We start from the raw sequence: 23,207 nt of genomic DNA, 5'->3' as shown, positions 1-23,207 counted from the left end.
CAGGATGCCGATATGGACGCCGTGAGGGTCGCGCTGCTGCGCGAGGTGCTCGCCGGTACGCAGTGGCCCGGTGCCGCGCGCCGCTTCGCGGGATCGCTGCGGCGCTCCGTCTCGCCGGCCGGCGGGAACCTGCTGCTGGTGGGGACCGAGCAGTACGAGCCCTGGCACCTGGCGGCGCACCTGGTGGACGAGGCCGCCTGGTCGGGGCTCCCGGAGCTGGCGCCCACGCTCGTACGCCACCGGGTCCTGCCCGGGGAGTCGGCGCACCTGTCGGTGGGGCTGGGCCGGCTGGAGGCGGCCCGGCGCGGGCACACCCTGCTGGTGGTGGCGCCGGAGCAGCCGGGGGCGGGGCTGCTGGAGCGGGTGCACGACGCCCGGCGCGCGGGGGCGACCGTACTGTCCCTGGACGGCGGCGATCCGGATCTCGCCGCGCTCGCGCACGACGCCCTGTCCGTCCGGGAAGGGGCCGGCGAGCTGGACCTGGACACCGTGCAGCACCTGGTCAGCGCGGCGGCCGGGGAGAACGGCCTGCCGGTGCAGCGCGGGCCGCGGCGGCTGCGGGACCGGCTGGCGCGGCTGGCCGACCAGCTGACCGCGCCGCCGCCCAGCAGCTGGTAGGACCCACAGGGCCCGGAGCTCTAAAGGCCCTACGGCCCTACGGGGCGGCCGTGCCCTCGTCCTCGTCGCGGGACTTGTCGTTCCACTTGGGGTCGTTCTGCCATTCGAGATTGCGTTCCTCGGCGGTCTCCATGGCGTGGGCGGCCTCCTCCGGCGAGGTGTACGGGCCGAAACGGTCCTTCGCCGGGCACTCCGGGCCTTCCTCGACCTTGCGGTGGACCAGGCAGTAGTACCACTCGCCGGGTTTGCCCACCTGACGCTTCTTGAACAGGGCCATCGTCCCAGGGCTCCTCTCGATACCTCTCGATACCGCTCTCTGCCGCCATGCTGCCCCATCCCCGCTGGATACACTCGCTTGCATGTCTGGCCAGTCGCTGCTCGTACCAGGCGAGCTCTCTCCCGCCCGTTCCGTTCCCGGAAACATCCGCCGGCCCGAGTACGTGGGCAGGCCCGCGCCCACTCCGTACACCGGACCGGAGGTGCAGTCCGCCGCGACCATCGAGGCGATGCGCATCGCCGGCCGGATCGCCGCCCAGGCGATGGAAGAGGCCGCCAAGCTGATCGCGCCGGGGGTGACCACCGACGAGCTGGACCGGGTCGCGCACGAGTACATGTGCGACCACGGCGCCTACCCGTCGACGCTGGGCTACCGGGGCTTCCCGAAGTCCCTGTGCTCCTCGGTCAACGAGGTCATCTGCCACGGCATCCCCGACTCCACCGTCCTGCGCGACGGCGACATCGTGAACCTCGACGTCACCGCGTTCATCGGCGGCGTGCACGGCGACAACAACGCCACCTACCTGTGCGGCGAGGTGGACGAGGAGTCGCGGCTGCTCGTGGAGCGCACCCGCGAGGCCCTGAACCGGGCGATCAAGGCCGTCAAGCCGGGCCGCCAGATCAACGTGATCGGCCGGGTCATCGAGTCGTACGCGAAGCGCTTCGGCTACGGCGTGGTCCGGGACTTCACCGGGCACGGCATCAACTCGTCCTTCCACTCCGGCCTGATCATCCCGCACTACGATAGCCCGCACGCCACGACGGTCATCGAGCCCGGCATGACCTTCACGATCGAGCCGATGCTGACCCTGGGCACGCACGAGTACGACATGTGGGCCGACGGCTGGACCGTCGTGACGAAGGACCGCAAGCGCACCGCGCAGTTCGAGCACACACTGGTGGTGACGGACACGGGAGCCGAGATCCTCACCCTGCCGTAAGAGCCGGACCCGGACCAGGAGCAGGAGCAGGAAGACGGAAACCCGGCGGAGAATCTCCGCCGCGGGTGTTTTACCGACACCGCGTCGGGAAGACATTGACTTAGGTAAGCCTAAGCACGAGGATCGGGCGTGGCGGACGTGCCGTCACGCCCGGCGGCTCCGCCCGTCTCCTCGTCCCGTCTCCGGAGGATTGTCTTGGACGCCTTCTCTACGGTCATCCGTGTCGCGTCGCACGAGCAGCACACCGAGGCCGAGACCTCGACCTTCATGAGCGACATGCTCGGCGGCCGGCTCGGGGTGGACGCGTACACGCGCTACACCGAGCAGCTGTGGTTCGTGTACCGGGCCCTGGAGGACGCGGCCGAGTCCCTGAAGGACGACCCGGTGGCCGGCCCGTTCATACGGCCCGAGCTGCTGCGCGTCGCCGAGATCGAGCGCGACCTGGCCCACCTGCGCGGGCCGTCCTGGCGCGAGACGCTGATCGCACTGCCCGCCACCGAGGCGTACGCGGCCCGCGTGGCGCAGTGCGCGGTCACCTGGCCCGGCGGGTACGTCGCCCACCACTACACCCGCTACCTGGGCGACCTCTCCGGCGGCCAGATCATCCGCGACAAGGCGGAGCGGACGTGGGGCTTCACGCGCAAGGGCGACGGGGTCCGGTTCTACGTCTTCGCGGACATCGCCAACCCCGCGGCCTTCAAGCGGACCTACCGCGAGCTGCTGGACGAGATCGCCGCGGACGACCTGGAGAAGCAGCGCATCATCGACGAGTGCAAGCGCGCCTTCGACTTCAACGGCGCGGTCTTCCGGGAGCTGGGCCGGGAGTTCCCGCTGAGCGCCTGACGCGCCCCGCCCTCCACGGCGTACGTACGCCCCCGGCACCGAGCGGTGCCGGGGGCGTACGCCTCTACTCGGTCCGCGCCTCGGGCGGCTTCGCGAAGCGGACGCGGCCGCCGATCTCGACGGTGCCGTCCGGGCCGGGCGCGGTGAGGATCTGGGAGCCCGCCCCCTGGGTGATGTTCAGGGCGCGGTTCAGCTCGGCGGTCAGCAGTATCGCGGCCGACCCGGTGGCCTCGTCCTCGGCGATGACCCCGTCGGGGCGGCGCGGGAAGCCGCGGGCCCGGATGCGGCCCGCGGTCTCGTCCTCCCAGGCCCAGGCGTACAGCCAGCCCTCGCCGGGCGGCGGCGCGGGCAGGGCGTCGACCTCGGCGGGGCTCGCGTACTGCTCGGTGCGCTTGCCCTCGACCCAGTCGGGGAGGGCCGTGATCCAGGTGAACTCCCCGTCGTCACGGGCCCATACGGAGCCGGCGGGCGGCTGGAGCTCCTCGATGTCGAGCAGCCAGGCGACCCCGACCAGCGGATGGCCGGCGAAGCTCATCCGCGTCCCGGGCGTGCGGATGTCGACGACCCCGCGCTCGGGGTCGTCGACGAACACCGTCTCGCTGTAGCCGAGTTCGGCGGCCAGTGCCTGCCGCGACGCGTCGTCGGGGCAGGTCCGGCCGTCACGTACGACGCCGAGCAGGTTGCCGTGCCGCCCGTCGCCCGCGCAGAAGACCCTGAGCACATCTAGATCGTTCACGCGGGAATTGAAACACGGTTCAGATCTGGACGGCGCGCCGCCTGCGTGCGAGGAAGACCGCGCCGGCGCCGGCCGCGACGGCCGCGCCGGAGGTGGCGAGCAGGGCTCCGGCCGGGAGTTCGGCACCGGTGCTGGCGAGGTTCCCGCCGACGCTGCCGGCTGCGGCCCCGGTACCGCCCGTGCCGCCGGTGTTCGGGGTGGGGCCGCCCGTCGGGAGGGTGACGCCCTTGTCCACCGCCACGGAGAGGGTGAGCGGGTCGACCGCGTCTCCGGCCTTGTACAGGGAGCCGGTGGTGTCGTTGGCGAAGGAGGCGGCGCCCTCGGCGGTGAACGCTGCCGGAACCGCGTTCAGCGCCAGTACGCCGTCCTTGGTCTTGTGGTCCGTCTTCGACAGGTCGAGCGTGGCGAACGGGACGTCCGTCTTGCTGCCGGAGGCGTTCTTGACGTCCACGTAGAGGGTGCCGGTCTTGCCGGCCGCGGCGACGCGCGGGTTGGCGAAGGTCATGTCGATGCCGTGGGCCGCGTACCGGAAGCGGAGGCTCCCCTCGAAGGAGGCGTTCAGGGTCTGCTTCTTCGCGTCGAGTTCGCCCTTGCCGAGGGCGAAGTCGAAGAGGTCGCCGTTCTTGGCGGCGCCGCCGGCCGGGGTGATCGAGCCCGCGCCCAGGACGTACTTGCGGAAGGACTCCTTCACGCCCCACGTCAGCTTGGCACCGAGGATCTTCCGCGGGCCGTCGGCCGGGGCCGTGGGCGTTGCGGAGGGCGTCGCCGGCTTCGTCGGGGTCGGGGAGGGGGCCGCCGGCTTCGTGGGCGTCGGGGAGGGGCTGGGCGGGGCGGGCTTCTCGAACTCCAGCTTCGCGGTGAGCGGGTCGCCGGCCTTGTTCTCGTACGAGGCCGAACCGAGCGCGTCCGCGGCCTCCTTGGTGAGGGTGGTCGCGAGGCCGTCCATCGACCGGCCGGCGAAGGCCACCGCGGCCAGCGGCACGTCCTGGGCCGTGGCGCCGCCCTTGGTGACGTCCGCGGTGAGCTTCTTGGTGCCGATGTCGATGCGGAAGTCCGAGAGCCTGACCTCGAAGCCGTGACCGGCCGGCGGGGCGGGCGAGGAGAAGGTGACGCTGCCCTTGAAGGCGGCCTTCACGACGTGTCCGGCGGCCGGCTCGTACTGGCCGGTCGGCTCGCCGAAGCGCAGGCTGCCGTCCTCGTTCTGCCGGGCGCCGTCCGCCACGGTGATGGTGCCCTTGGCCATGCCGGTCACGTAGGCGCGGTAGCCGGCGAGCACACCCCAGTCGAGGGTGCCGCCGACGATCTTCACAGGGCCGGTCGGGGGTCCGTCCGCCGCGGTGGCGGGCAGGACGAAGGCGGTGGAGCCGAGCGCGGCGGCGGTGGCGACGGCGGCCGCGAGGGCGAGCGGACGGCGGTGGGACGAGGACATTGCGGGGGCCTCCTGAAAGGCGACGGGGGGTGGCTGGGGGGGGTGAGGCGTGAGGGCTGTCGGGGCGGGCGCGCGGTCAGGGCTTGGGCTGCTGCGCGGCCACGGACTCGGCGGGACCGTCCGGATCGGCCTGGGCGGGCGCGTCGGGCGCGTCTGCCTCCGTACGGCGGTTGCGGCGCAGCACGAGGTGGCCCGCGCCGCCGGCCAGGACCAGGACGGCCACCCCGAGGGCGGCGTACAACCCGGCGTTCGAGGACTCCTCCTCCTGCGCGGCGGGAGCAGCGGACGTGCCGGGGGCCGCAGGCGCGCCGGGCGAGGCCGTGGAGCCCAGGTCGGGCAGGGCCGGCAGCTTCGCGGTGGCGTCGAGCGCGACGGCGAGCGAGACGGGGTCCATCTCGGTGCCCGCCGCATACAGGGAAGAAGGGGTCATGGATGTGAAGGCCTGCGAGCCGCCTTCGGTGAGGGTGGCCGGGGCTTCGGTGAGAGTGGCCAGTGCGCCGTCGGTCTTCAGTCCCTTGGCGTCGAACTCGACGAGCGCGACGGCGTTCTTCGTCTCGCTGCCGGTGGTGACGTCGGCGGACAGGACGCCCTTTCCGTTCTCCACCGTGACGCTCAGCTTGCCGAGCTTCAGGTCCAGATGGGCGCCGGTGAAGTGGACCGTGCCCGCGAAGGCGGCGTCGAGGGTCCCCTTCCGGCCGTCGTACGCGCCCTTGCCCTGGGGGAAGCGGAACAGCGCGCCGCCGTCCTGGGCCCCCTCGGCGAGGGTCCACTTGCCCTGCCCGACGGCCCCCGTGACGTACTCGCGGAACGTGCGCCGGACGCCCCAGTCAACGGCGGCGTCGGCGAACGCGCCCTGGGCGGCCTGCGGATCCTGCGAGGGCTGCGCCGACGGGCTCGCGGCCGGTGAGGTCTCGGCGGCGGGGGCGGCCTTGACGTCGGCGGAGAGCGAGACGGGATCGAGCTGCGCGCCCGCCGGGTAGTAGCCCGCGAAGGCCTTGGCGCCCTGGTCGGTGAGGGTGGCCGGGATGCCGGTCAGGGCGATCGGGCTGCCGCCGCCCCTCATGTTGACGCCGCCGAGGCCGAGGGTGGCGAAGGGCACCTGGGTCTGTGTGGTGACCGCGCCGGTGTCCTTGGCCTTGCTGGAGACGTCCGCGTAGAGGGTGCCGCTGCCGCCGTTGATCTTGACGGTCGGGCGGCTGACGGCCAGGTCCAGTTCGTACGAGCCGTCCGGCTTCTGGTGGCCCTGGAAGACGACGCCACCGCTGAAGGCGGCCTCGAAGGCGCCGGTTTCCGGATCGTAGGAGCCGGTGGCCGAGTGGAAGCGGAACAGGCTGCCGCCGACCGTGGCGGCGCCGTTCTTCAGCTTGAAAGAGCCTTTTGCGACCGGGCCGGTGACATAACTCTGGAAAGACGACTTGATGCCCCAGTCGAGCCGGCCCCCCTGCACGGTACGGCCGGCCGCATGGGCGGCAGTGGCCGGGAGCAGGGCGCACAACAGGGCCGCCAGGGCCGACACCAGGGCGACTGCGGATGCGCGGGCGGGTCGCGAGGGCATGAATGCCCCTTCCGGGTCTGGTTAATAAGGTTAGGCTAACCTAAGCTACCTCCAGTCGGAGGGGAACCCCCGGCTCCCCGGAACCTCAGCCCGACCTCCAGCCGGACGATCAGGACGGTGCCTTCGTGCCTACGCCCGCCGCGCCAACCCCCGCCCCCCGCCGCGCCCTTGCCCTTGCGCTCACCTTCACCGCGATGGCACTGGCCGCCCTGACGGGCTGCGCGGGCACGTCCGCCACCGGACCCGGCGCCGCCGCCCGGCCGGCCGCCGCGCCGGACCGGGTGGAGCCGCTCTCCCCGGCTCCGCTGCCGGCGCTCCCGGTGACCGTGCCGTCGGCGGACGGCCGCCAGGTGACGGTCACCTCGGCGGAGCGGGTGGTCCCGCTGACGGGCAGCCTCAACGAGATCGTCCAGACCCTGGGCCTCGGCCCCCAGGTCGTCGCCCGCGACATCACGGCCACCTTCGAACAGGCCGCGCAGCTGCCGGTGGTGACACGGGGTCATGACGTCTCGGCGGAGAGCGTGCTGTCGCTGCGCCCGACGCTCGTGCTGGCCGAGACCACCTCCGGCCCGGCCGAGGCGATCCGCCAGATCCGCGACGCCGGCATCCCGTTGCTGGTCGTGGCCCCGGCCAAGTCGCTGGAGGACGTACCGGAGCGGATCGGGGCGGTGGCCGGTGCGCTGGGCGTCAAGGACGCCGGAGTGCAGCTGAACCAGCGCACCGCGGAGCGCATCGCCGCGGCCCGCAAGGGCGTCCCCGCCGATGCGGCCAGCGGGAAGAAGCCGCGGGTGGCGTTCCTGTACCTGCGCGGCACCGCCTCCGTGTACCTGATGGGCGGCGCCGACTCGGGCGCGGCCTCGCTGCTCGAAGCGGCCGGCGCCGTGGACACGGGCAAGGAGTCGGGGCTCGGCAAGGACTTCACGCCGGTCACGAGCGAGGCGCTGGCGGCCGCCGCGCCGGACGCGATCCTGGTGATGTCCAAGGGACTGGAGTCCGTGGGCGGTACGGACGGCCTGGTGAAGATCCCGGGCGTCGCGCAGACCCCGGCGGGGATGGACCGGCGGGTCGTCACCGTCGACGACGGCGTGCTTCTCAATTACGGCCCGCGCACGGACCAAGTGCTGAGATCGCTGATCTCCCAGCTGTACGGCAAGGCCTGACGTGGCCGGGCAGAAGGCGAGTGCCGCGCCGCTGTCGGGAGCCGGCCCCCTGACCCCCGCGCCTCCCACGCCGGCGGGGCTGGATCTGCCCCGGGCTGGAACGACGCCCCGTCGGACCGGTGCCTTGCTGGCCGTTGGGCTCGTCGTCCTGCTCATCGGGCTCGCCCTGGTGTCCGCCGGAGCCGGGGCGTACGGGATTCCCGTCGGGGACGTGCTCGGCTCCGTGCAGCACCGGCTGGGGCTCGGCGGAGCCGCGCTCGACCGGGTCGGCGAGAGCGTGCTGTGGAACGTACGGCTCCCCCGGGTCGTGCTCGCGCTGCTCGTCGGCGCGAGCCTGGGCTGCGCGGGGGCCCTGATGCAGGGGGTGTTCGGGAATCCGCTCGCCGAACCCGGCGTCATCGGGATCTCCGCGGGCGCCGCCGTGGGCGCGGTCGCCGCCATCGGGCTCGGGCTCGGCTTCCTCGGCAACTGGACCGTCGCAACCTGCGCGTTCGTCGCCGGGCTGGTGACCGTCGGCTCCGTCTATCTCCTCTCCCGCAACGGCGGCAGGACCGAGGTCGTCACCCTCATCCTCACGGGCATCGCCGTCAACGCCTTCGCGGGCGCCCTGATCGGCCTGTTCGTCTTCTTCGCGGACAGCGGCCAGGTCAACCAGATCACCTTCTGGCAGCTCGGCTCCCTCGCCCAGGCCACCTGGCCCAAGGTGCTCGCCGTCCTGCCCTGCGCGCTCGCCGGTCTGCTGGTCGCCCCCTGCTACGCCCGCAAGCTGGACCTGCTCTCGCTCGGCGAGCGGCCCGCCCGCCATCTCGGCGTGGACGTGGAGCGGCTGCGCCTCGCGCTCATCCTCGTCGTCGCGCTGCTCACCGCGGCGGCCGTCGCCGTGGCCGGCGTCATCACCTTCGTCGGGCTGCTCGTCCCGCACCTGCTGCGCATGGCGAACGGCCCCGGCCACCGCTTCCTGGTCCCGGGCAGCGCCCTCGCCGGCGCCGTGGTCCTGCTCGGAGGCGACCTGGCCGCCCGGACCATCGCCCGGCCCGCCGAGCTTCCGCTCGGGGTGCTGACCGCCCTGATCGGCAGCCCGTTCTTCTTCTGGCTGCTGCGTCGCACCCGCCGCAAGCAGGGGGGCTGGGCATGAGCATCCCGTTCCGGCGGCGCAGGGGACGCAGCATCCCCGCCCGGCCGTCCCCCGGCGCCGCCTTCGCCGAGGCCGTCGGCCTCGGTGTCCGGCTCGGCGAGCGCGCGGTGCTGGCCGGGATCGACCTGACCGCGCGGGCCGGCGAGGTGCTGGCACTGGTCGGCCCGAACGGCGCCGGCAAGTCCACCCTGCTGGCCGCCCTCGCGGCCGATCTGCCCGCCGCCGAGGGCCTCGTACGGATCGACGGGCGCCCGGTGGACGAGTGGGCGGCCCCGGATCTGGCCCTGCGCCGGTCCGTACTCCCCCAGTCGGCGGAGATGTCCTTCCCCTTCCCCGTCGGGGACGTCGTACGGATGGGCCGCGCGCCGTGGGCCGGCACCCCGCTCGCCGACGCCGACGAGGAGGCGGTGGCCGCCGCCATGGCCGCGACGGAGGTGGCCGGTTTCGCCGCCCGCCCGTTCTCCGCGCTCTCCGGCGGCGAACGGGCCCGGGTCGCGCTGGCCCGCGTACTGGCCCAGCAGGCCCCGCTGTTGCTGCTCGACGAGCCGACCGCGGCCCTGGACCTGCGCCACCAGGAGCTGGTGCTGCGGATCTGCCGGGAGCGGGCCGCGGCCGGGGACGCGGTGGTGGTCGTCCTGCACGACCTGGGCCTGGCCGCCGCGTACGCGGACCGGGCCGCCGTCCTGCACGAGGGGCGGATCGCGGTGGACGGGCCGCCGGCCGAGGTGTTCGGGGCCGGTCTGCTGAGCCGGGTCTACCGGCAGGCCGTCGAGGTCCTCCCGCATCCGCGTACCGGGGTTCCGCTTGTGATCCCCGTACGGAGCGCGGACCCTTCCGCCGTACGGAACGGTCACGTGGACTTGACTTCCGCTTGACCTTCCCATGGGCTGGCCCTGAAGGCGCCGTGACGGCCCCGTAGCCGGCGGTCGCAGGTGTGGCCTGAATCACTGGACGCACGGGTATGGGTCAGGTAAGCCTCGGTTAAGTTAGGTCCGCCTCACCGGCCGTCCCTCCTGATCGGGGCGGCCGTCTGCCGAACGCCAGACAGCCAGGAGCCCGCATGCGTCCCGCCCGCCTCACCGTCCTCACCGCGGTCGCCGCCGTGGCCGCGCTCACCGCAGTCACCGGCTGCGCCGAGAAGAGCGGCGCCGGCGACGGGGCCGTCAAGATCGCCGCCTCCGACAGTGCCTGCGAGGTCTCCAAGACGGAGTTCCCGGCCGGCAAGGTCACCCTCGAGGTCGAGAACAAGGGCTCCAAGGTCACCGAGGTCTACGTCCTCTTCCCGGACGACCGCATCGTCGCCGAGCGCGAGAACATCGGCCCCGGCACCAAGGCCTCCATCACCGCGGAGATCAAGGCCGGCGACTACGAGATCGCCTGCAAGCCCGGCATGAAGGGCGACGGCATCCGGCAGAAGGTCAAGGCCACGGGCAACGGCGCCGTCGAGAAGCGCAGCCCCGAGCTGGACGCCGCGGTCGCCGAGTACCGCAAGTACGTGCAGGAGCAGGCCGACCAGACCCTCCCGAAGGCGCAGGCCTTCGCGGACGCGGTCAAGGCCGGCGACGTCGAGGCCGCCAAGAAGGCGTACGCCGCGTCCCGCATCGGCTGGGAGCGCACCGAGCCGGTCGCCGAGTCCTTCGGCGACATCGACCCGAAGGTCGACGTCCGCGAGGACGGCCTGGAGGCCGGCCAGGACCCGGCGAAGGACTGGACCGGCTGGCACCGCCTGGAGAAGGCCCTGTGGGTCGACAACAAGATCGGCGACGACGAGAAGAAGCTCGCCGACACGCTGATCACCGACCTCACCGACTGGCAGAAGAAGGTCGGCCAGGCGGAGATCACCCCCACCTCGATGGCGAACGGTGCCAAGGAGCTGCTGGACGAGGTCGCCAGCGGCAAGGTCACCGGTGAGGAAGAGCGCTACAGCCACACCGACCTGGTCGACTTCAAGGCCAACGTCGAGGGCGCCCAGAAAGCGTACGAGCTGCTCAAGCCGGTCACCGCGAAGAACGACCCGGCCCTGTCCGCGGAGCTGGACAAGCAGTTCGCCGCGATGAACACGCTGCTCGACAAGTACCGCGCCGACAAGAACGGCTACGAGTTCACGTCGTACGAGACCGTCGGCCCGGACCAGCGCAAGGAGCTCTCGGACGCGGTCAGCGCCCTCGGGGAGCCGCTGTCCAAGCTTGCCGCCGCCGTCGCCAAGTAACGCGGATCAGGGGTAACGGACATGTCTGACGACACCAACACCACCGGCGCGGCCACCGGGGCCGCAGCCGGTGAGGCAACCGGCGGGCCGTCCCGCCGGGCCGTGCTCGGCTGGGGCGGTGCCGGGCTCGCGCTCGGCGCCGCGGCGGCGGGCGGTACGGTCGCCGCGCTCACCGACGCCACGGACGCCGTTCCGGCTGCGCTCAGCGGCTCCGCCGTGCCGTTCCACGGCAAGCACCAGGCCGGTATCGCCTCCGCCGTCCAGGACCGGCTGCACTTCGCCGCGTTCGACGTGAAGACGAAGGACCGTGCGGAGCTCGTCCAGCTCCTGAAGGACTGGACGCGGGCCGCCGAGCGGATGACCGCCGGACTCCCCGTCGGCGAGGGCGCGGTCGGCGGCCTGCCGCAGGCCCCGCCGGACGACACGGGCGAGGCGCTCGGCCTCAAGCCGTCCCGTCTCACCCTCACCGTCGGTTTCGGACCGGGCCTGTTCGCCAAGGACCGGTTCGGCCTGGAGGGCAGGCGCCCCGAGGCCCTGATCGACCTGGAGGCGTTCCCCGGCGACAACCTGGACCCGGCCAGGAGCGGCGGCGACCTGTGCGTGCAGGCCTGCGCCGACGACCCCCAGGTCGCCGTGCACGCCATCCGCCAGCTCGCCCGCATCGGCTTCGGCAAGACTGCGGTGCGCTGGTCCCAGCTCGGCTTCGGCAAGACCTCGTCCACCACCCCGGACGAGCAGACCCCGCGCAACATGATGGGCTTCAAGGACGGCACCCGGAACATCTCCGGCACCGACACCGCCGCCCTCGACAAGCACGTGTGGGTCGCGGACGAGGCCAAGGACGGCTCGGCGTGGATGGCCGGCGGCTCGTACCTGGTCGCCCGCCGGATCCGCATGAACATCGAGATCTGGGACCGCACTCCGCTCCAGGAGCAGGAGGACATCTTCGGCCGGGACAAGGCCGAGGGCGCGCCGGCCGGCAAGTCGAAGGAGCGCGACGAGCCGTTCCTGAAGGCGATGAAGCCGGAGGCGCACGTCCGCCTCGCGCACCCGGACACCAACAACGGCGCCACGATCCTGCGCCGCGGCTACTCGTTCACCGACGGCACGGACGGCCTGGGCCGGCTCGACGCGGGCCTGTTCTTCCTCGCCTACCAGCGGGACGTCCGCAAGGGCTTCGTCCCGATCCAGCGCAACCTGGCCAAGAGCGACGTGCTCAACGAGTACATCCAGCACGTGGGCTCGGCCGTCTTCGCCGTCCCGCCGGGCGTCCGCGACAAGGACGACTGGTGGGGCCGGGCGCTGTTCGCGTAGTTCCGGCGGCACGGAAAGGAACCGACGTGTTCAGCAACTATCTGATCGGCCTGCGCGAGGGGCTCGAGGCCAGTCTGGTCGTCTGCATCCTCATCGCGTACCTGGTGAAGACCAAGAACGAGGACAAGCTGGGGCCGCTGTGGCTCGGCGTCGGCCTCGCGGCCGCGCTCAGCCTGGCCTTCGGCGCGGGGCTCGAATTCGGCACCTCGGAGCTGACGTTCCAGGCGCAGGAGGCGATCGGCGGCAGCCTGTCGATCATCTCGGTGGGCCTCGTGACGTGGATGGTCTTCTGGATGAAGCGCACCGCGCGGCACATGAAGGCCGAGCTGCACGGCAAGCTCGACGCGGCCCTCGCGATGGGCACGGGCGCCCTGGTGACGACGGCGTTCCTGGCCGTCGGCCGGGAGGGCCTGGAGACCTCGCTGTTCGTGTGGCGGTCGGTCCACGCGGCCGGGAACGGCGCAGGTCCGCTGGTGGGCGTGCTGCTCGGGATCGGTTCGTCGATCCTGCTGGGCTGGCTGTTCTACCGCGGCGCACTGAAGATCAACCTGTCCAAGTTCTTCACCTGGACCGGCGGGATGCTGGTCGTGGTCGCCGCGGGCGTGCTCGCGTACGGGGTCCACGACCTCCAGGAGGCCGAGTTCCTGCCCGGCCTCATGAACAAGGCCTTCGACGTCACCTCGGCGGTCCCGCCGGACAGCTGGTACGGGACGCTGCTGAAGGGCACGTTCAACTTCCAGCCGGACCCGACCTGGCTCCAGGTCGCGGTGTGGGTGCTGTACCTGGTGCCGACGCTGCTCCTGTTCCTCGGGGTGCTCGGCCGTACGACGGCTGCGCCGGCTCCGGCGGAGGCGGTCTCCGCGGAGGCCGAGGCCAGCAGCTCGTGAGCATGCGGGAGGGGCCCGGATCGCGAGGATCCGGGCCCCTTCGGCATGTCGGCACCCTCGCCACGCGCGGGGCGGGGCTCAGGCGATGCGGACCCCGCTGCCGCCTACCCGGACCCGGGGGTCGCCGGCGCGGAGTTCCACCGTCAGGACTCCGGGGCGGCCCATGTCCTCGCCCTGGCGGAGGGTGAGCACCGCGTCCGCCGGGGCCAGGCCCAGCTCGCGCGCGTACGCCCCGAAGGCGGCCGCGGCGGCTCCGGTCGCCGGGTCCTCGACGACGCCGCCGACCGGGAAGGGGTCCCGTACGTCGAACAGGGCCGGGCCCGCCCGGTGCACCAGCTGGACGGTGGTCAGGTCCAGGCGGTGCATGAGCGCCTCGAGCCGGGGGAAGTCGTACGCGAGGTCCGCGAGCCGGGCCCGGGTGGCGGCGCCGAGCACGAGGTGGCGGTTTCCGGCGTAGGCGATCCGCGGCGGGAGGGCCGGGTCCAGGTCGGCCTCCGGCCAGTCCAGCGCGGCCAGCGCCTCGGCGAGGTCGGCCGGGCCGACGTCCTCGACGTGCGGTTCGACGCTGGTCAGTACGGCCCGCAGGCCGCCCTCCGCGTCCCGGGTCACCGACACCGGCACCGTGCCCGCAGGGGTCGCGAAGACCAGCTCGCCCGGCCCGATCCGCTCGCCCAGCGCGACGGCGGTGGCCACGGTGGCGTGCCCGCAGAACGGGACCTCCGCCTTCGGGCTGAAGTAGCGCACGGTGAAGGCCCGTCCGGCCTCCCCGCCGAGGCCCTCCGGCGGGGCGGTGAGGAAGGCCGTCTCGCTGTAGCCCAGCTCGGCGGCGATGGCGAGCATGTCGGCCTCGTCGAGCCCGGTCGCATCGAGCACGACGCCGGCGGGATTGCCGCCTGCCGGGTCGTCGGAGAAGGCGGTGTAACGCAGCACGTCAGTCATGATCACCCCAACTCCCGTCCCTGCGCCCGCATTCCCGTGGCTCCGGCAGGCCCGTCCGGCCGGCCGGCCCCGGCCGGCGGATCAGCCGCGCCCGATGTACGGCATCGTCGTCGCCATCACCGTCGCGAACTGCACGTTCGCCTCCAGCGGCAGCTCCGCCATGTGCAGCACCGTGCGCGCCACGTCGGCGGCGTCCATCACCGGCTCCACCGCCAGCTGCCCGTTCGCCTGGAGGATCCCGGTCTGCATCCGCTCGGTCATCTCGGTGGCCGCGTTGCCGATGTCGATCTGCCCGCAGGCGATCCGGTACGGCCGCCCGTCCAGCGAGAGCGACTTCGTCAGGCCCGTCATGGCGTGCTTGGTCGCGGTGTAGGCGACCGAGTTGGGCCGCGGCACGTGCGCGGAGATCGAGCCGTTGTTGATGATCCGGCCGCCCTGCGGGTCCTGCGCCTTCATCTGCCGGAAGGCCGCCTGCGCGCACAGGAAGGACCCGGTCAGGTTGACGTCGACCACCGAGCGCCAGGCCTCGTACGTGAGGTCCTCCAGCGGGACGCCGCCCGGGCCGAAGGTCCCGGCGTTGTTGAAGAGGAGGTCGAGGCGCCCGTAGTGCTCGCGGACCGCGGCGAACAGCGCGGCCACGTCCTCCGGATCGCTCACGTCCGCCCGTACGCACAGCACGTCCGCGCCGGCTCCGGCCGCCTTCGCCGTCTCCTCCAGCGGTTCGGTCCGGCGGCCGGCCACGGCCACCGACCAGCCGGCGGCGGCCAGGGTCAGGGCCACGGAGCGGCCGATGCCGGAGCCCGCTCCGGTGACCAGGGCGATCTTCTTCCCACTTGCGTCCATGGGGCCGCAGGGTACGTCACATGTCGCATCGCTCCACGGACGTTCCGACAGCTGAGAGCATAGGTCGGTCGGGGGTGTGAAAAGACGACGAAAAGACTGGAGTTCCGCATGCCGGAGAGAGGCCCCGCGACGGCCCCCTCGCACGAGCCGTCACCCGAGACGCCCTCCGCACCGCAGACCGCTTCCGCGCAGCAGACCGTTTCCGCACCGCAGACGATGTCCGCACCGCTCACGGCCGCCCGCCGTACCGGACTGCTCGTCACTTTCATACTCGGCGGGCTCAGCGCCCTCCCCCCGGTGTCCATGGACATGTACCTGCCGGCCCTGCCGGAGGTCACGGACGCCCTGGACAGCCCGGCCGCCACCATCCAGGTCACCCTCACCGCCTGCCTCGCCGGCATGGCGCTGGGCCAGCTCGTCATCGGCCCGATGAGCGACAAGTGGGGCCGCCGTCGGCCCCTGCTGACCGGCATGGTCGTCTACGTCCTCGCCACCGCGATCTGCGCCCTCGCCCCGACCGCCGAGCTGCTGATCGGCTTCCGGCTGCTCCAGGGCCTGGCCGGATCGGCCGCGGTCGTCATCGCCCGGGCCGTCGTACGCGACCTGTACGACGGGGTCGAGATGGCCCGGTTCTTCTCCACACTGATGCTCATATCCGGCGTGGCCCCGGTCGTCGCCCCGCTCATCGGCGGCCAGGTGCTCCGCTTCTCCGACTGGCGCGGGGTGTTCGTCGTCCTCACCGCCGTCGGCGCCCTGCTCACCCTCGTCGTCTGGCGCAGCCTCGGCGAGACCCTGCCGCCGGCACAGCGGCAGACCGGCGGCGTGGGCTCCGCACTGCGGACCATGCGCGGGCTGCTCGCCGACCGGGTCTTCGCCGGGTACACCCTGGCCGGCGGCTTCGCCTTCGCCACGCTCTTCTCGTACATCTCCGCCTCGCCCTTCGTGGTGCAGGAGATCTACGGGGCTTCGCCGCAGGCCTTCAGCCTGCTGTTCGGCCTCAACTCGGTCGGCCTGATCGCCGCCGGGCAGGTCAACGGGAAGCTGCTGGTCGGCCGGGTCCGCCTGGACAAGGTGCTGGCGGGCGGGATCGCCGTCATCACCGCCGCCTCGGTGGCGCTGCTGCTGATGGCGGCCGGGGTGTTCGGGGAGGTCGGGCTGGTCCCGATCGCCGCCGCGCTGTTCGTGCTGATGTCGGCGATGGGCGTGGTGCTGCCGAACACCAACGCGCTGGCGCTGATGCGCACCCCGCACGCGGCCGGATCGGCCTCGGCGCTGCTGGGCACCTCCTCCTTCCTGGTCGGGGCGATCGCCTCGCCGCTGGTCGGGATCGCGGGCGAGGGCACGGCGGTGCCGATGGCGGTGGTCCAGCTGGTGTGCTCGCTGCTGGCGGCCGCCTGCTTCGCCGGCATGTGCCGGCCCTGGCAGAACCGGGAGTCCGCGGTCTGAGCGCAGGGGCGGGGGCGGGAGCCCGGGCCCTCCCGACGGCGTCCGGGGTGTGCCGGGCGCCGTAAACTTCCCAGGTGAACGCCTCCGCTTCCGCCTCCGTCCCCACCACCGCCGCAACCCTCCGGTCCGCGCTGGGCGGGCTGCTCGACGGGCTCCCGCCGAAGCAGGCCACCGCCGCCGTCGAGCGGCTGATCGCCAGCTACCGCGGCCGGACCCCCACCGACGCGCCCGTCCTGCGCGACCGCTCCGACGTGGCGGCGTACGCGGCGTACCGGATGCCGGCCACCTTCGAGGCCGTACGGTCCGCCCTGGACGCGCTCGCCGAGGCCGCGCCGCAGTGGTCCCCGGCCTCCCACGTCGACGTGGGAGGCGGCACGGGCGCGGCGACCTGGGCGGTGGACGCCGTCTGGGACGGCCCGCGCGGCACCACGGTCCTGGACTGGGCGGAGCCGGCGCTGACCCTCGGCAAGGAGCTCGCGGCGTCCTCCGGCTCGGAGGTGCTGCGGGCCGCCGAGTGGCGGCGGGCCGTCATCGGATCCGGGCTGGTCCTGCCCGATGCGGACCTCGTGACGGTGTCGTACGTACTCGGCGAGCTCACGCCGGAGGCCCGCCGGGCCGTGGTCGCCGAGGCGGCCCGCGCCGGGCAGGCCGTGGTGCTGATCGAGCCGGGCACGCCCGAGGGGTACCTGCGCATCCGCGAGGCCCGCGACCAGCTGATCGGGGCCGGGCTGAAGGTCGCCGCCCCGTGCCCGCACGACGGCACCTGCCCGATCGAGGTCGGGCAGGACTGGTGCCACTTCTCGGCGCGGGTCAGCCGGTCCTCCCTGCACCGGCAGGTCAAGGGCGGGTCCCTCCCGTACGAGGACGAGAAGTTCAGCTACGTGGCCGCGACCCGCTTCCCGGTGGAGCCGGCCCCCTCCCGGATCACGCGGAGGCCGCAGATCCGGAAGGGGCTCGTCCTGCTGGACCTGTGCGGCCCGGAGAGCGAGGGCCTGACCCGGGTCAACGTGACCAAGCGCCACGGTGACCTGTACAAGGCGGCGCGGGACGCCGACTGGGGCCAGGAGTGGCCGCCGGCGGCCACCTCGTAACCAGTCCGCGGCGCTACATCCGCAGCTCCTGGGTGCAGCACTTCACGCTGCCGCCGCCCTTGAGCAGCTCGCCCAGGTCCATCGGGACCGGCTCGAAGCCCCGGTCCCGCAGGGGTGCGAACAGCCCGGTCGCCGCCTGCGGGAGCAGGACGTGCCGGCCGTCCGAGACGGCGTTCAGGCCGAGGGCCGCCGCGTCCTCGTCGCCGGCGATCAGCGCGTCCGGGAACAGCCGCCCGAGCACCGCCCGGCTGCCGGCCGAGAAGGCCGGCGGGTAGTACATGACCTCGTCGCCGTCGAGCACGCACAGCGCCGTGTCCAGGTGGTAGTACCGCGGGTCCACCAGGTCGAGGCCGATGACCGGCCGGCCGAAGAACTCCTGCGCCTCGTCGTGCGAGAGCGGGCTGGAGCGGAAGCCCCGGCCGGCCAGGATGTAGCTGGCGGTGACGGCGAAATCGCCCTCGCCCTCGTTGACATGGGCCGGCTCGTGGACGTGCTCGAAGCCGTGGGACCGGAACCAGTCCAGGTGGATCTCCGCCTCGGCGGCGCGCTCCGGGTAGGCGAACCGGGCGCCGAGCACCCGGCCGTCGACGACGAGGGCGCCGTTCGCGGCGAAGACCATGTCGGGCAGCTCGGGGTCCGGTACGAGCGTCTCGACGGTGTGGCCGAGGGAGCGGTAGCGGTCCCGGAGGTCTTCCCACTGGGCGTGTGCGAGGGGCAGGTCCACCGGTTTCGTGGGGTCCATCCACGGGTTGATGGAGTACGTGACCTTGAAGTGTGCGGGTGGGCACATCAAGTAGCGCCGGGGTGTGGCGACTCTGCGCAAAGAAGGCTCCTCACGGCTCACGAGAGATGTCGAGAGAATCGTCTCTCCTCAAGGGAAACCGCGCAGTGAACTGATTGGGTGGTTTACGGAATGACACAAAGACGAGACGTCCCGCGTTGATAATTTGTCCGAATGAACAGCAGAACGTCCGATGGCAGAGCCCCTGACCCCGCCCGCCGCAGCGACCGCTCCCGGCGGGCCATCCTCGACGCGGCGCTCGCCCTGGTCGGAGAGGTCGGCTACGACAAGCTGACCATCGAGGCCATCGCCGCCCGCGCGGGCGTCGGCAAGCAGACGATCTACCGGTGGTGGCCGTCGAAGGCGGCGGTCCTGCTGGACGCCTCGCTCGCCCTCTTCGGGGACGCGGAGACCGAGGCCGGCTGGACGGGCTTCCCGGACACCGGCGACCTCGCGGCGGACCTCAAGAAGGTGCTGCGGTTGACGGTGGACCAGTTCAACGACGAGAAGTACGACGCCCCCACCCGCGCCCTGACCGCCGCCGCCGCGACCGACCCCCGGCTGAGCGCCCGCTTCACCGAGCAGCTGCTGGAGCCGCAGCTCGCCCTGTACGAGGAACGGTTGCGCGCGGCCCGGGAGGCCGGGCAGCTCGCGGCGGACGTGGACCTGCGCCTGACGGTGGAGATGCTGGTCGGGCCGCTGACGTACCGCTGGCTGCTGCGGACGGCGCCGCTGACGCACGCTTATGCGGACGCACTGGTGGACCGGGTGCTGGGCGGGGTGGCGAAGGTCACCGAGGACTGACGGTCCGGTGTCCGGCCGGGGACAATTGGCCGAATTCCACGGCTATGTGACGGTATTCCGCCTACTCATCGGGGTACAGCCGGCACCTCTCCCCCACCCCCCGGTTGGGGAGAGCGGTCACCCGGACCGCAGGATGGTGGGACCATGTGAGGGTCTGCCGGGGAAACGGTGAGGTGAGGGGATAGATGGGGTCTGAGTCCGGCCGCGTCAAACGCGGCGAGCAGAGCAGGATTTCCCAGTGGCTGCGCCGGCGGCCCAAACCCTCCCCCGAAGATCCCGAGCGCGCACGCGAGGCCCTGCTGCTGGCCGTGGCCGCCGCGGGCCTGCCGCTCGCCCCCGCCGCCCACCCCGCCGGCTACCGGTGTTCGTGCGAGCGGATCGGCTGTCCCACGCCCGCGCGGCACCCCCTCTCCTTCGCCTGGCAGACGCAGTCGACGACCGACCGCGCGCAGATCGAACGCTGGGCGCGCAACCAGCCGCAGGCGAACTTCGTCACCGCGACGGGCATGGTCCACGACGTGCTGGACGTCCCGCTCGAGGCCGGCGCGAGCGCCCTGGCCCGCCTGCTGGCGGCGGGCGTCGAGGTCGGTCCGGTCGCGGAATCGGGCGGTACGGGCGACCAGGCCCGGATGCTCTTCTTCACGGCGACGCGCGGGACCCCCGAGGACGAGGACGAGTGGTGGCCGTGCGAGCTGGACTGCCACCCGGAGACGATGGACGAGCACCCGGGCCTGCGCTGGCACTGCCGCGGCAGCTACGTCCTGGTCCCCCCGGCCGCCCTCCCCGGTGACCTGGGGGTGACCTGGATCCGCGGCATGGAGCACCCGCTCCCGGACCCCCTGACCCTCCTGGAAACCCTGACGGACGCCTGCGCCACGTACGCGGTCGCGTCCGACCGGACCCCGTCGGCAGCCTGGCCCCTGAGCCGCTGACCCCGGCGGGCCGGACCCGGACCGGCGGGGGTCAGTGGATCTGGGTGACCACCACGTCCAGGGACCAGGCCTTGGACGGCTTGGCCGGGGGTTCGGCCTCCACCGTGTAACCCAGGTCGCGCAGCGCCGTGACCAGGTCCGCCGGGGTCGAGGGGACGGCCCCGGCCACGAGCAGCTCCCGCACCAGCCTGCCCTTCGTCGCCTTGTTGAAGTGGCTCACCACCGACCGCTTCTCCACCCCGTCCACCACCTGCGAGTGCAGTACCCGCACCGTCGCCGTCCGCCCCGCCACCTCGCCCTTGGGCTTCCACGCCGACCCGTACGCCGACGACCGCAGGTCCAGCACCAGCCCGTCCCCCGCCGCAGCCGGCATCACCGCCGCCATCGGTTCCCGCCAGTACGCCCCCAGCGCACCCAGCCCCGGCAGCTTCACGCCCATCGAGCAGCGGTACGAGGGGATCCGGTCCGTCACTCGCACCGCACCCCACAGCCCCGAGAACACCAGCAGCGACCGCTCCGCCAGCGCCCGCGCACCCGCCGGCAGGTCCGCCAGGCCCAGCGCGTCGTACAGCACGCCGGTGTAGATCTCCCCCGCCGGCCGGGCCACCGCCGACCGCAGCCCGGCGTTCTTCGCCACCTCGCCGCGCAGCCCCTCGCTCAGGCCGAGCACCTCGCGGGCCTTCAGCTCGTCCCCCGCGCACAATTCGACCAGTTCCGCCAGCACGGCCGCCCGCGCCCCGGCCAGTCCGGGCAGCGACAGCGTCTCCGGCGACAGGGGCGCGCCGGAGCCGCCGGCGGCCTTTCCCTCGGACGGCGGCAGCAGCACGAGCACGGTGGTTCTCCTTCAGTACGACACGGCGCAGGGGGTGCGGCCCCCGAGCCAGGGTAAGGCTCTCGCCGTGCCGCCCCGAGCCACCGGCCCTACGCTCGACCCATGCCACGCCGTCGTATGCACATGACCGGCCCGGACGGGGCTGCCCTGCGGGCCGCGCTGCGTGAGCTGCGGGCCGGCCTGGACGTGCCCGGGGAGTTTGCGGCCCCCGTGCTCGCCGAGGCCGAGCAGGCGGTCCGCAGTCCGCGGCTCCCGGGCCTCGACGCCACCGACGTCCCCCTGTTCACCATCGACCCGCCGGCCTCCCGCGACCTGGACCAGGCCATGCACCTGGCGAAGCGCCCGAACGGCGGCGGCTACCGCGTGCACTACGCCATCGCCGACGTCGCCGCGTTCGTCACCCCCGGCGGCGCCCTTGACGCCGAGGCCCACCGCCGCGTCACCACCCTCTACTTCCCCGACGGCAAGGTCCCCCTGCATCCGGCCGTGCTCTCCGAAGGCGCGGCCAGCCTGCTGCCCGGCCAGACCCGCCCGGCGCTGCTGTGGCGGTTCGATCTGGACTCCTCCGGCCGCGTGGAGAGCACCGAGGTCCGCCGCGCCCTGGTCCGCAGCCGGGCCAAGCTGGACTACGACGGCGTCCAGCAGGCCATCGACTCCGGGACCGCCGAGGAACCCGTCGCCCTCCTCGAGGACATCGGCCGGCTCCGCGAAACGCTGGAGCAGGAGCGCGGAGGCGTCTCGCTGAACGTGCCCGACCAGGAGATCGTCGCGCGGGACGGCTCGTACAGCCTCGCCTACCGGGCCCCGCTCCCGGCGGACGGCTGGAACGCGCAGATCTCCCTGATGACCGGCATGGCCGCCGCCGACCTCATGCTCGCCGCCGGCGCCGGCATCCTGCGCACCCTGCCCAGCGCCCCCGACGGGGCGGTCGGCCGGCTGCGGCGCACCGCCACCGCCCTGCGGATCGACTGGCCGCACCACATGCCGTACGCAGAACTCGTGCGCACCCTCGACCCGCACCTCCCCGCCCACGCCGCGTTCCTCCAGGAGTGCACGGCCCTGCTGCGCGGCGCGGGCTACACCGTCTTCACCGGCGGCGCGATCCCGGACCCCGTCCTGCACGCCGCGGTGGCGGCCCCGTACGCGCACTGCACCGCCCCGCTGCGCCGGCTCGTCGACCGGTACTCCGGCGAGCTGTGCGTGGCGGCGGTGGCGGGGGCCGAGCCCCCGCCGTGGGCGCTGTCCGCACTGGCCGCGCTCCCGCAGCGGATGGCCGACGGGAGCAAGCTGGCCAACACGGCCGAGCGGGAATGCGTGGACCTCGTCGAGGCGGCCCTGCTGAAGGACCACGTCGGCGAGACCTTCGAGGCGACCGTGATCGACGTCAAGGACCACGAACCGCAGGTGGGCACGGTCCACCTGGAGGAGCCGGCGGTGGTCGGCCGCGTCGAATCGCCGTCCGCGCACCTGCCGCTGGGCGACCGCATCCGGGTCCGGCTGACGCAGGCCGACCCGGGCCGGGCGAAGGTGCTGTTCGCCCCGGCGTGAGGGAACGCGGCGACCTGCCCGGCTCCGCCGCCGCGCTGCGCCCTCACATCGTCAACTACACCGGTTTCCGCACGGAGTTCACCGCGCCCCGGCGCCGGCTCGAGCTCCCCACCGGCCACGTGACGCTCGTCTTCCCCTTCGGCGAGGGCCTGTGGGCCGGCCGGGGCGGCCAGGAGCCGCCTGCGCGGCTGCGGCCCGCCTTCGGGGTCCTGGTCAGCGGCCCTCGTCGAGGCTCAGCCCGAGCTCGGTGAGCCGGCGCACGCGCGCCGGCAGGACGGCATCGCGCACGCCGTACGCGCGATACCCGTTGGACCTGCGTTCCGGCTCCGGAAGCAGGCCGACATGGTGGTAGTGCCGGATGGCCCGGGTGGTGACCCCGACCAGCGCGGCGATCTCTCCGGTCCGCATGCGCCCAGGAGAAACCCTGCCGCTGCGTCAAGGTCAAGCCGTGGGTGGGACAGCCGGTAACATGGTCGCCACGGCAGACGAGTCGGCCGGGCGGCCGCGTCGGGATCTCCGGATCCCGCCGAGGAACGTCCGGGCTCCACAGGGCAGGGTGGTGGCTAACGGCCACCCGGGGTGACCCGCGGGACAGTGCCACAGAAAACAGACCGCCGGGGGCTTCGGTCCTCGGTAAGGGTGAAACGGTGGTGTAAGAGACCACCAGCGCCTGGGGTGACCCAGGCGGCTAGGTAAACCCCACCCGGAGCAAGGTCAAGAGGATCCGTCCCCGGACGGGTCTGCGCGAACGCTCGAGGGCTGCTCGCCCGAGTTCGCGGGTAGACCGCACGAGGCCGGCGGCAACGCCGGTCCTAGATGGATGGCCGTCTCCCCGGCGACCGCGAGGTCACCGGGCGACAGAACCCGGCGTACAGGCCGGCTCGTCTG

23 protein-coding genes, 1 other RNA gene and 1 pseudogene are annotated in these 23,207 nt (G+C 73.0%); 16 read left to right on the top strand and 9 right to left on the bottom strand.

Going from position 1 to position 23,207, the window contains the following annotated elements; all coding sequences use genetic code 11:
- The first annotated feature begins 12 nt into the window (after positions 1 to 12).
- Positions 13 to 618, top strand: coding sequence for a hypothetical protein (locus IF09_RS0103015; RefSeq protein WP_030291556.1), 606 nt, complete (start codon positions 13 to 15; stop codon positions 616 to 618).
- A gap of 37 nt (positions 619 to 655) precedes the next feature.
- Here IF09_RS0103015 and IF09_RS0103010 read toward each other — a convergent pair whose 3' ends face one another.
- Positions 656 to 895, bottom strand: a complete 240-nt coding sequence (locus IF09_RS0103010) for a hypothetical protein (RefSeq protein WP_030291554.1) — start codon at positions 893 to 895, stop codon at positions 656 to 658.
- An 82-nt stretch (positions 896 to 977) separates the two neighbouring features.
- Here IF09_RS0103010 and map point away from each other — a divergent pair, with 82 nt between their 5' ends.
- Both map and IF09_RS0103000 read left to right on the top strand, forming a co-directional pair.
- Positions 978 to 1,835, top strand: coding sequence for a type I methionyl aminopeptidase (map, locus tag IF09_RS0103005; protein WP_030291553.1), 858 nt, complete (start codon positions 978 to 980; stop codon positions 1,833 to 1,835).
- 195 nt (positions 1,836 to 2,030) lie between these two features.
- Positions 2,031 to 2,678 (top strand): heme oxygenase (biliverdin-producing), encoded by a 648-nt coding sequence (locus IF09_RS0103000; RefSeq protein ID WP_030291551.1) that lies wholly within the window; start codon positions 2,031 to 2,033, stop codon positions 2,676 to 2,678.
- 64 nt (positions 2,679 to 2,742) lie between these two features.
- Here IF09_RS0103000 and IF09_RS0102995 read toward each other — a convergent pair whose 3' ends face one another.
- The 3 genes from IF09_RS0102995 to IF09_RS0102985 all read right to left on the bottom strand — a co-directional run bounded on the left by IF09_RS0102995 (position 2,743) and on the right by IF09_RS0102985 (position 6,398).
- A complete protein-coding gene (locus IF09_RS0102995; RefSeq protein ID WP_030291549.1) occupies positions 2,743 to 3,414 on the bottom strand; it encodes a PhzF family phenazine biosynthesis protein in 672 nt (223 codons plus the stop codon).
- Between the two features lie 19 nt (positions 3,415 to 3,433).
- Positions 3,434 to 4,843 (bottom strand): HtaA domain-containing protein, encoded by a 1,410-nt coding sequence (locus IF09_RS0102990; protein ID WP_030291546.1) that lies wholly within the window; start codon positions 4,841 to 4,843, stop codon positions 3,434 to 3,436.
- Positions 4,844 to 4,919: 76 nt separating this feature from the next.
- On the bottom strand, positions 4,920 to 6,398 hold the full coding sequence (locus IF09_RS0102985; protein WP_051832048.1) for an HtaA domain-containing protein: 1,479 nt from the start codon (positions 6,396 to 6,398) through the stop codon (positions 4,920 to 4,922).
- A 125-nt stretch (positions 6,399 to 6,523) separates the two neighbouring features.
- Between IF09_RS0102985 and IF09_RS0102980 the strand changes: the two genes are divergently transcribed.
- The 6 genes from IF09_RS0102980 (at position 6,524) to efeU (ending at position 13,103) form a co-directional block, all read left to right on the top strand.
- Positions 6,524 to 7,558, top strand: coding sequence for an ABC transporter substrate-binding protein (locus IF09_RS0102980; protein WP_030291542.1), 1,035 nt, complete (start codon positions 6,524 to 6,526; stop codon positions 7,556 to 7,558).
- A gap of 1 nt (position 7,559) precedes the next feature.
- Positions 7,560 to 8,693: a FecCD family ABC transporter permease gene (locus tag IF09_RS0102975; RefSeq protein ID WP_418953014.1), complete on the top strand. Its 1,134-nt coding sequence runs from the start codon at positions 7,560 to 7,562 to the stop codon at positions 8,691 to 8,693.
- Positions 8,690 to 9,568: a heme ABC transporter ATP-binding protein gene (locus IF09_RS0102970; RefSeq protein ID WP_051832047.1), complete on the top strand. Its 879-nt coding sequence runs from the start codon at positions 8,690 to 8,692 to the stop codon at positions 9,566 to 9,568. Before IF09_RS0102975 ends, IF09_RS0102970 begins: the two co-directional genes overlap by 4 nt.
- 185 nt (positions 9,569 to 9,753) lie before the next feature.
- Positions 9,754 to 10,902 carry an iron uptake system protein EfeO gene (gene efeO / locus IF09_RS0102965; RefSeq protein ID WP_030291536.1) on the top strand — a complete coding sequence of 383 codons (1,149 nt, stop codon included), beginning with the start codon at positions 9,754 to 9,756 and terminating at the stop codon, positions 10,900 to 10,902.
- A gap of 21 nt (positions 10,903 to 10,923) precedes the next feature.
- Positions 10,924 to 12,216: an iron uptake transporter deferrochelatase/peroxidase subunit gene (gene efeB / locus IF09_RS0102960; RefSeq protein ID WP_030291535.1), complete on the top strand. Its 1,293-nt coding sequence runs from the start codon at positions 10,924 to 10,926 to the stop codon at positions 12,214 to 12,216.
- 26 nt (positions 12,217 to 12,242) lie between these two features.
- A complete protein-coding gene (efeU, locus tag IF09_RS0102955; RefSeq protein ID WP_030291533.1) occupies positions 12,243 to 13,103 on the top strand; it encodes an iron uptake transporter permease EfeU in 861 nt (286 codons plus the stop codon).
- Positions 13,104 to 13,181: 78 nt separating this feature from the next.
- Here efeU and IF09_RS0102950 read toward each other — a convergent pair whose 3' ends face one another.
- Both IF09_RS0102950 and IF09_RS0102945 read right to left on the bottom strand, forming a co-directional pair.
- Positions 13,182 to 14,042, bottom strand: a complete 861-nt coding sequence (locus IF09_RS0102950) for a PhzF family phenazine biosynthesis protein (protein WP_030291531.1) — start codon at positions 14,040 to 14,042, stop codon at positions 13,182 to 13,184.
- Between the two features lie 81 nt (positions 14,043 to 14,123).
- Positions 14,124 to 14,885, bottom strand: a complete 762-nt coding sequence (locus IF09_RS0102945; protein ID WP_030291529.1) for an SDR family oxidoreductase — start codon at positions 14,883 to 14,885, stop codon at positions 14,124 to 14,126.
- A gap of 108 nt (positions 14,886 to 14,993) precedes the next feature.
- Here IF09_RS0102945 and IF09_RS0102940 point away from each other — a divergent pair, with 108 nt between their 5' ends.
- Both IF09_RS0102940 and IF09_RS0102935 read left to right on the top strand, forming a co-directional pair.
- The gene (locus tag IF09_RS0102940; protein ID WP_030291527.1) at positions 14,994 to 16,331 is read left to right on the top strand and encodes a multidrug effflux MFS transporter; all 1,338 of its coding nucleotides are present in this window, start codon (positions 14,994 to 14,996) and stop codon (positions 16,329 to 16,331) included.
- 74 nt (positions 16,332 to 16,405) lie between these two features.
- Complete coding sequence (locus tag IF09_RS0102935) at positions 16,406 to 17,422, top strand: small ribosomal subunit Rsm22 family protein (RefSeq protein ID WP_030291525.1); 1,017 nt, start codon at positions 16,406 to 16,408, stop codon at positions 17,420 to 17,422.
- A gap of 13 nt (positions 17,423 to 17,435) precedes the next feature.
- On the opposite strand, the gene ddaH is transcribed toward IF09_RS0102935, so the two are convergent.
- The gene (gene ddaH, locus IF09_RS0102930) at positions 17,436 to 18,266 is read right to left on the bottom strand and encodes a dimethylargininase (protein ID WP_418953013.1); all 831 of its coding nucleotides are present in this window, start codon (positions 18,264 to 18,266) and stop codon (positions 17,436 to 17,438) included.
- Between the two features lie 111 nt (positions 18,267 to 18,377).
- Here ddaH and IF09_RS0102925 point away from each other — a divergent pair, with 111 nt between their 5' ends.
- Together IF09_RS0102925 and IF09_RS0102920 are read left to right on the top strand one after the other, a co-directional pair.
- Positions 18,378 to 19,007, top strand: a complete 630-nt coding sequence (locus IF09_RS0102925) for a TetR/AcrR family transcriptional regulator (protein ID WP_030291521.1) — start codon at positions 18,378 to 18,380, stop codon at positions 19,005 to 19,007.
- Between the two features lie 185 nt (positions 19,008 to 19,192).
- The gene (locus IF09_RS0102920) at positions 19,193 to 19,939 is read left to right on the top strand and encodes a bifunctional DNA primase/polymerase (RefSeq protein ID WP_030291519.1); all 747 of its coding nucleotides are present in this window, start codon (positions 19,193 to 19,195) and stop codon (positions 19,937 to 19,939) included.
- A gap of 31 nt (positions 19,940 to 19,970) precedes the next feature.
- On the opposite strand, the gene yaaA is transcribed toward IF09_RS0102920, so the two are convergent.
- Positions 19,971 to 20,771, bottom strand: a complete 801-nt coding sequence (gene yaaA, locus IF09_RS0102915) for a peroxide stress protein YaaA (RefSeq protein WP_030291518.1) — start codon at positions 20,769 to 20,771, stop codon at positions 19,971 to 19,973.
- Between the two features lie 102 nt (positions 20,772 to 20,873).
- Here yaaA and IF09_RS0102910 point away from each other — a divergent pair, with 102 nt between their 5' ends.
- Together IF09_RS0102910 and IF09_RS0102905 are read left to right on the top strand one after the other, a co-directional pair.
- Entirely contained in the window at positions 20,874 to 22,319 is a 1,446-nt protein-coding gene (locus tag IF09_RS0102910; protein ID WP_037633794.1) for an RNB domain-containing ribonuclease, read from the top strand.
- On the top strand, positions 22,316 to 22,570 hold the full coding sequence (locus IF09_RS0102905; protein ID WP_030291516.1) for a hypothetical protein: 255 nt from the start codon (positions 22,316 to 22,318) through the stop codon (positions 22,568 to 22,570). The genes IF09_RS0102910 and IF09_RS0102905 overlap by 4 nt, the downstream gene beginning before the upstream one ends.
- On the opposite strand, the pseudogene IF09_RS0102900 reads toward IF09_RS0102905, so the two are convergent.
- Positions 22,536 to 22,727 (bottom strand): annotated as a pseudogene (locus IF09_RS0102900) (MerR family transcriptional regulator); the annotation flags it as partial. The gene IF09_RS0102905 and the pseudogene IF09_RS0102900 overlap by 35 nt on opposite strands.
- 78 nt (positions 22,728 to 22,805) lie before the next feature.
- Between IF09_RS0102900 and rnpB the strand changes: the two are divergent.
- Positions 22,806 to 23,207: RNase P RNA component class A (gene rnpB / locus IF09_RS41570), an RNA gene on the top strand.

This window comes from Streptomyces katrae, from assembly GCF_000717655.1.
GTDB lineage: Bacteria > Actinomycetota > Actinomycetes > Streptomycetales > Streptomycetaceae > Streptomyces > Streptomyces katrae_B.
This window is presented reverse-complemented; position numbering and strand designations above follow the sequence as displayed.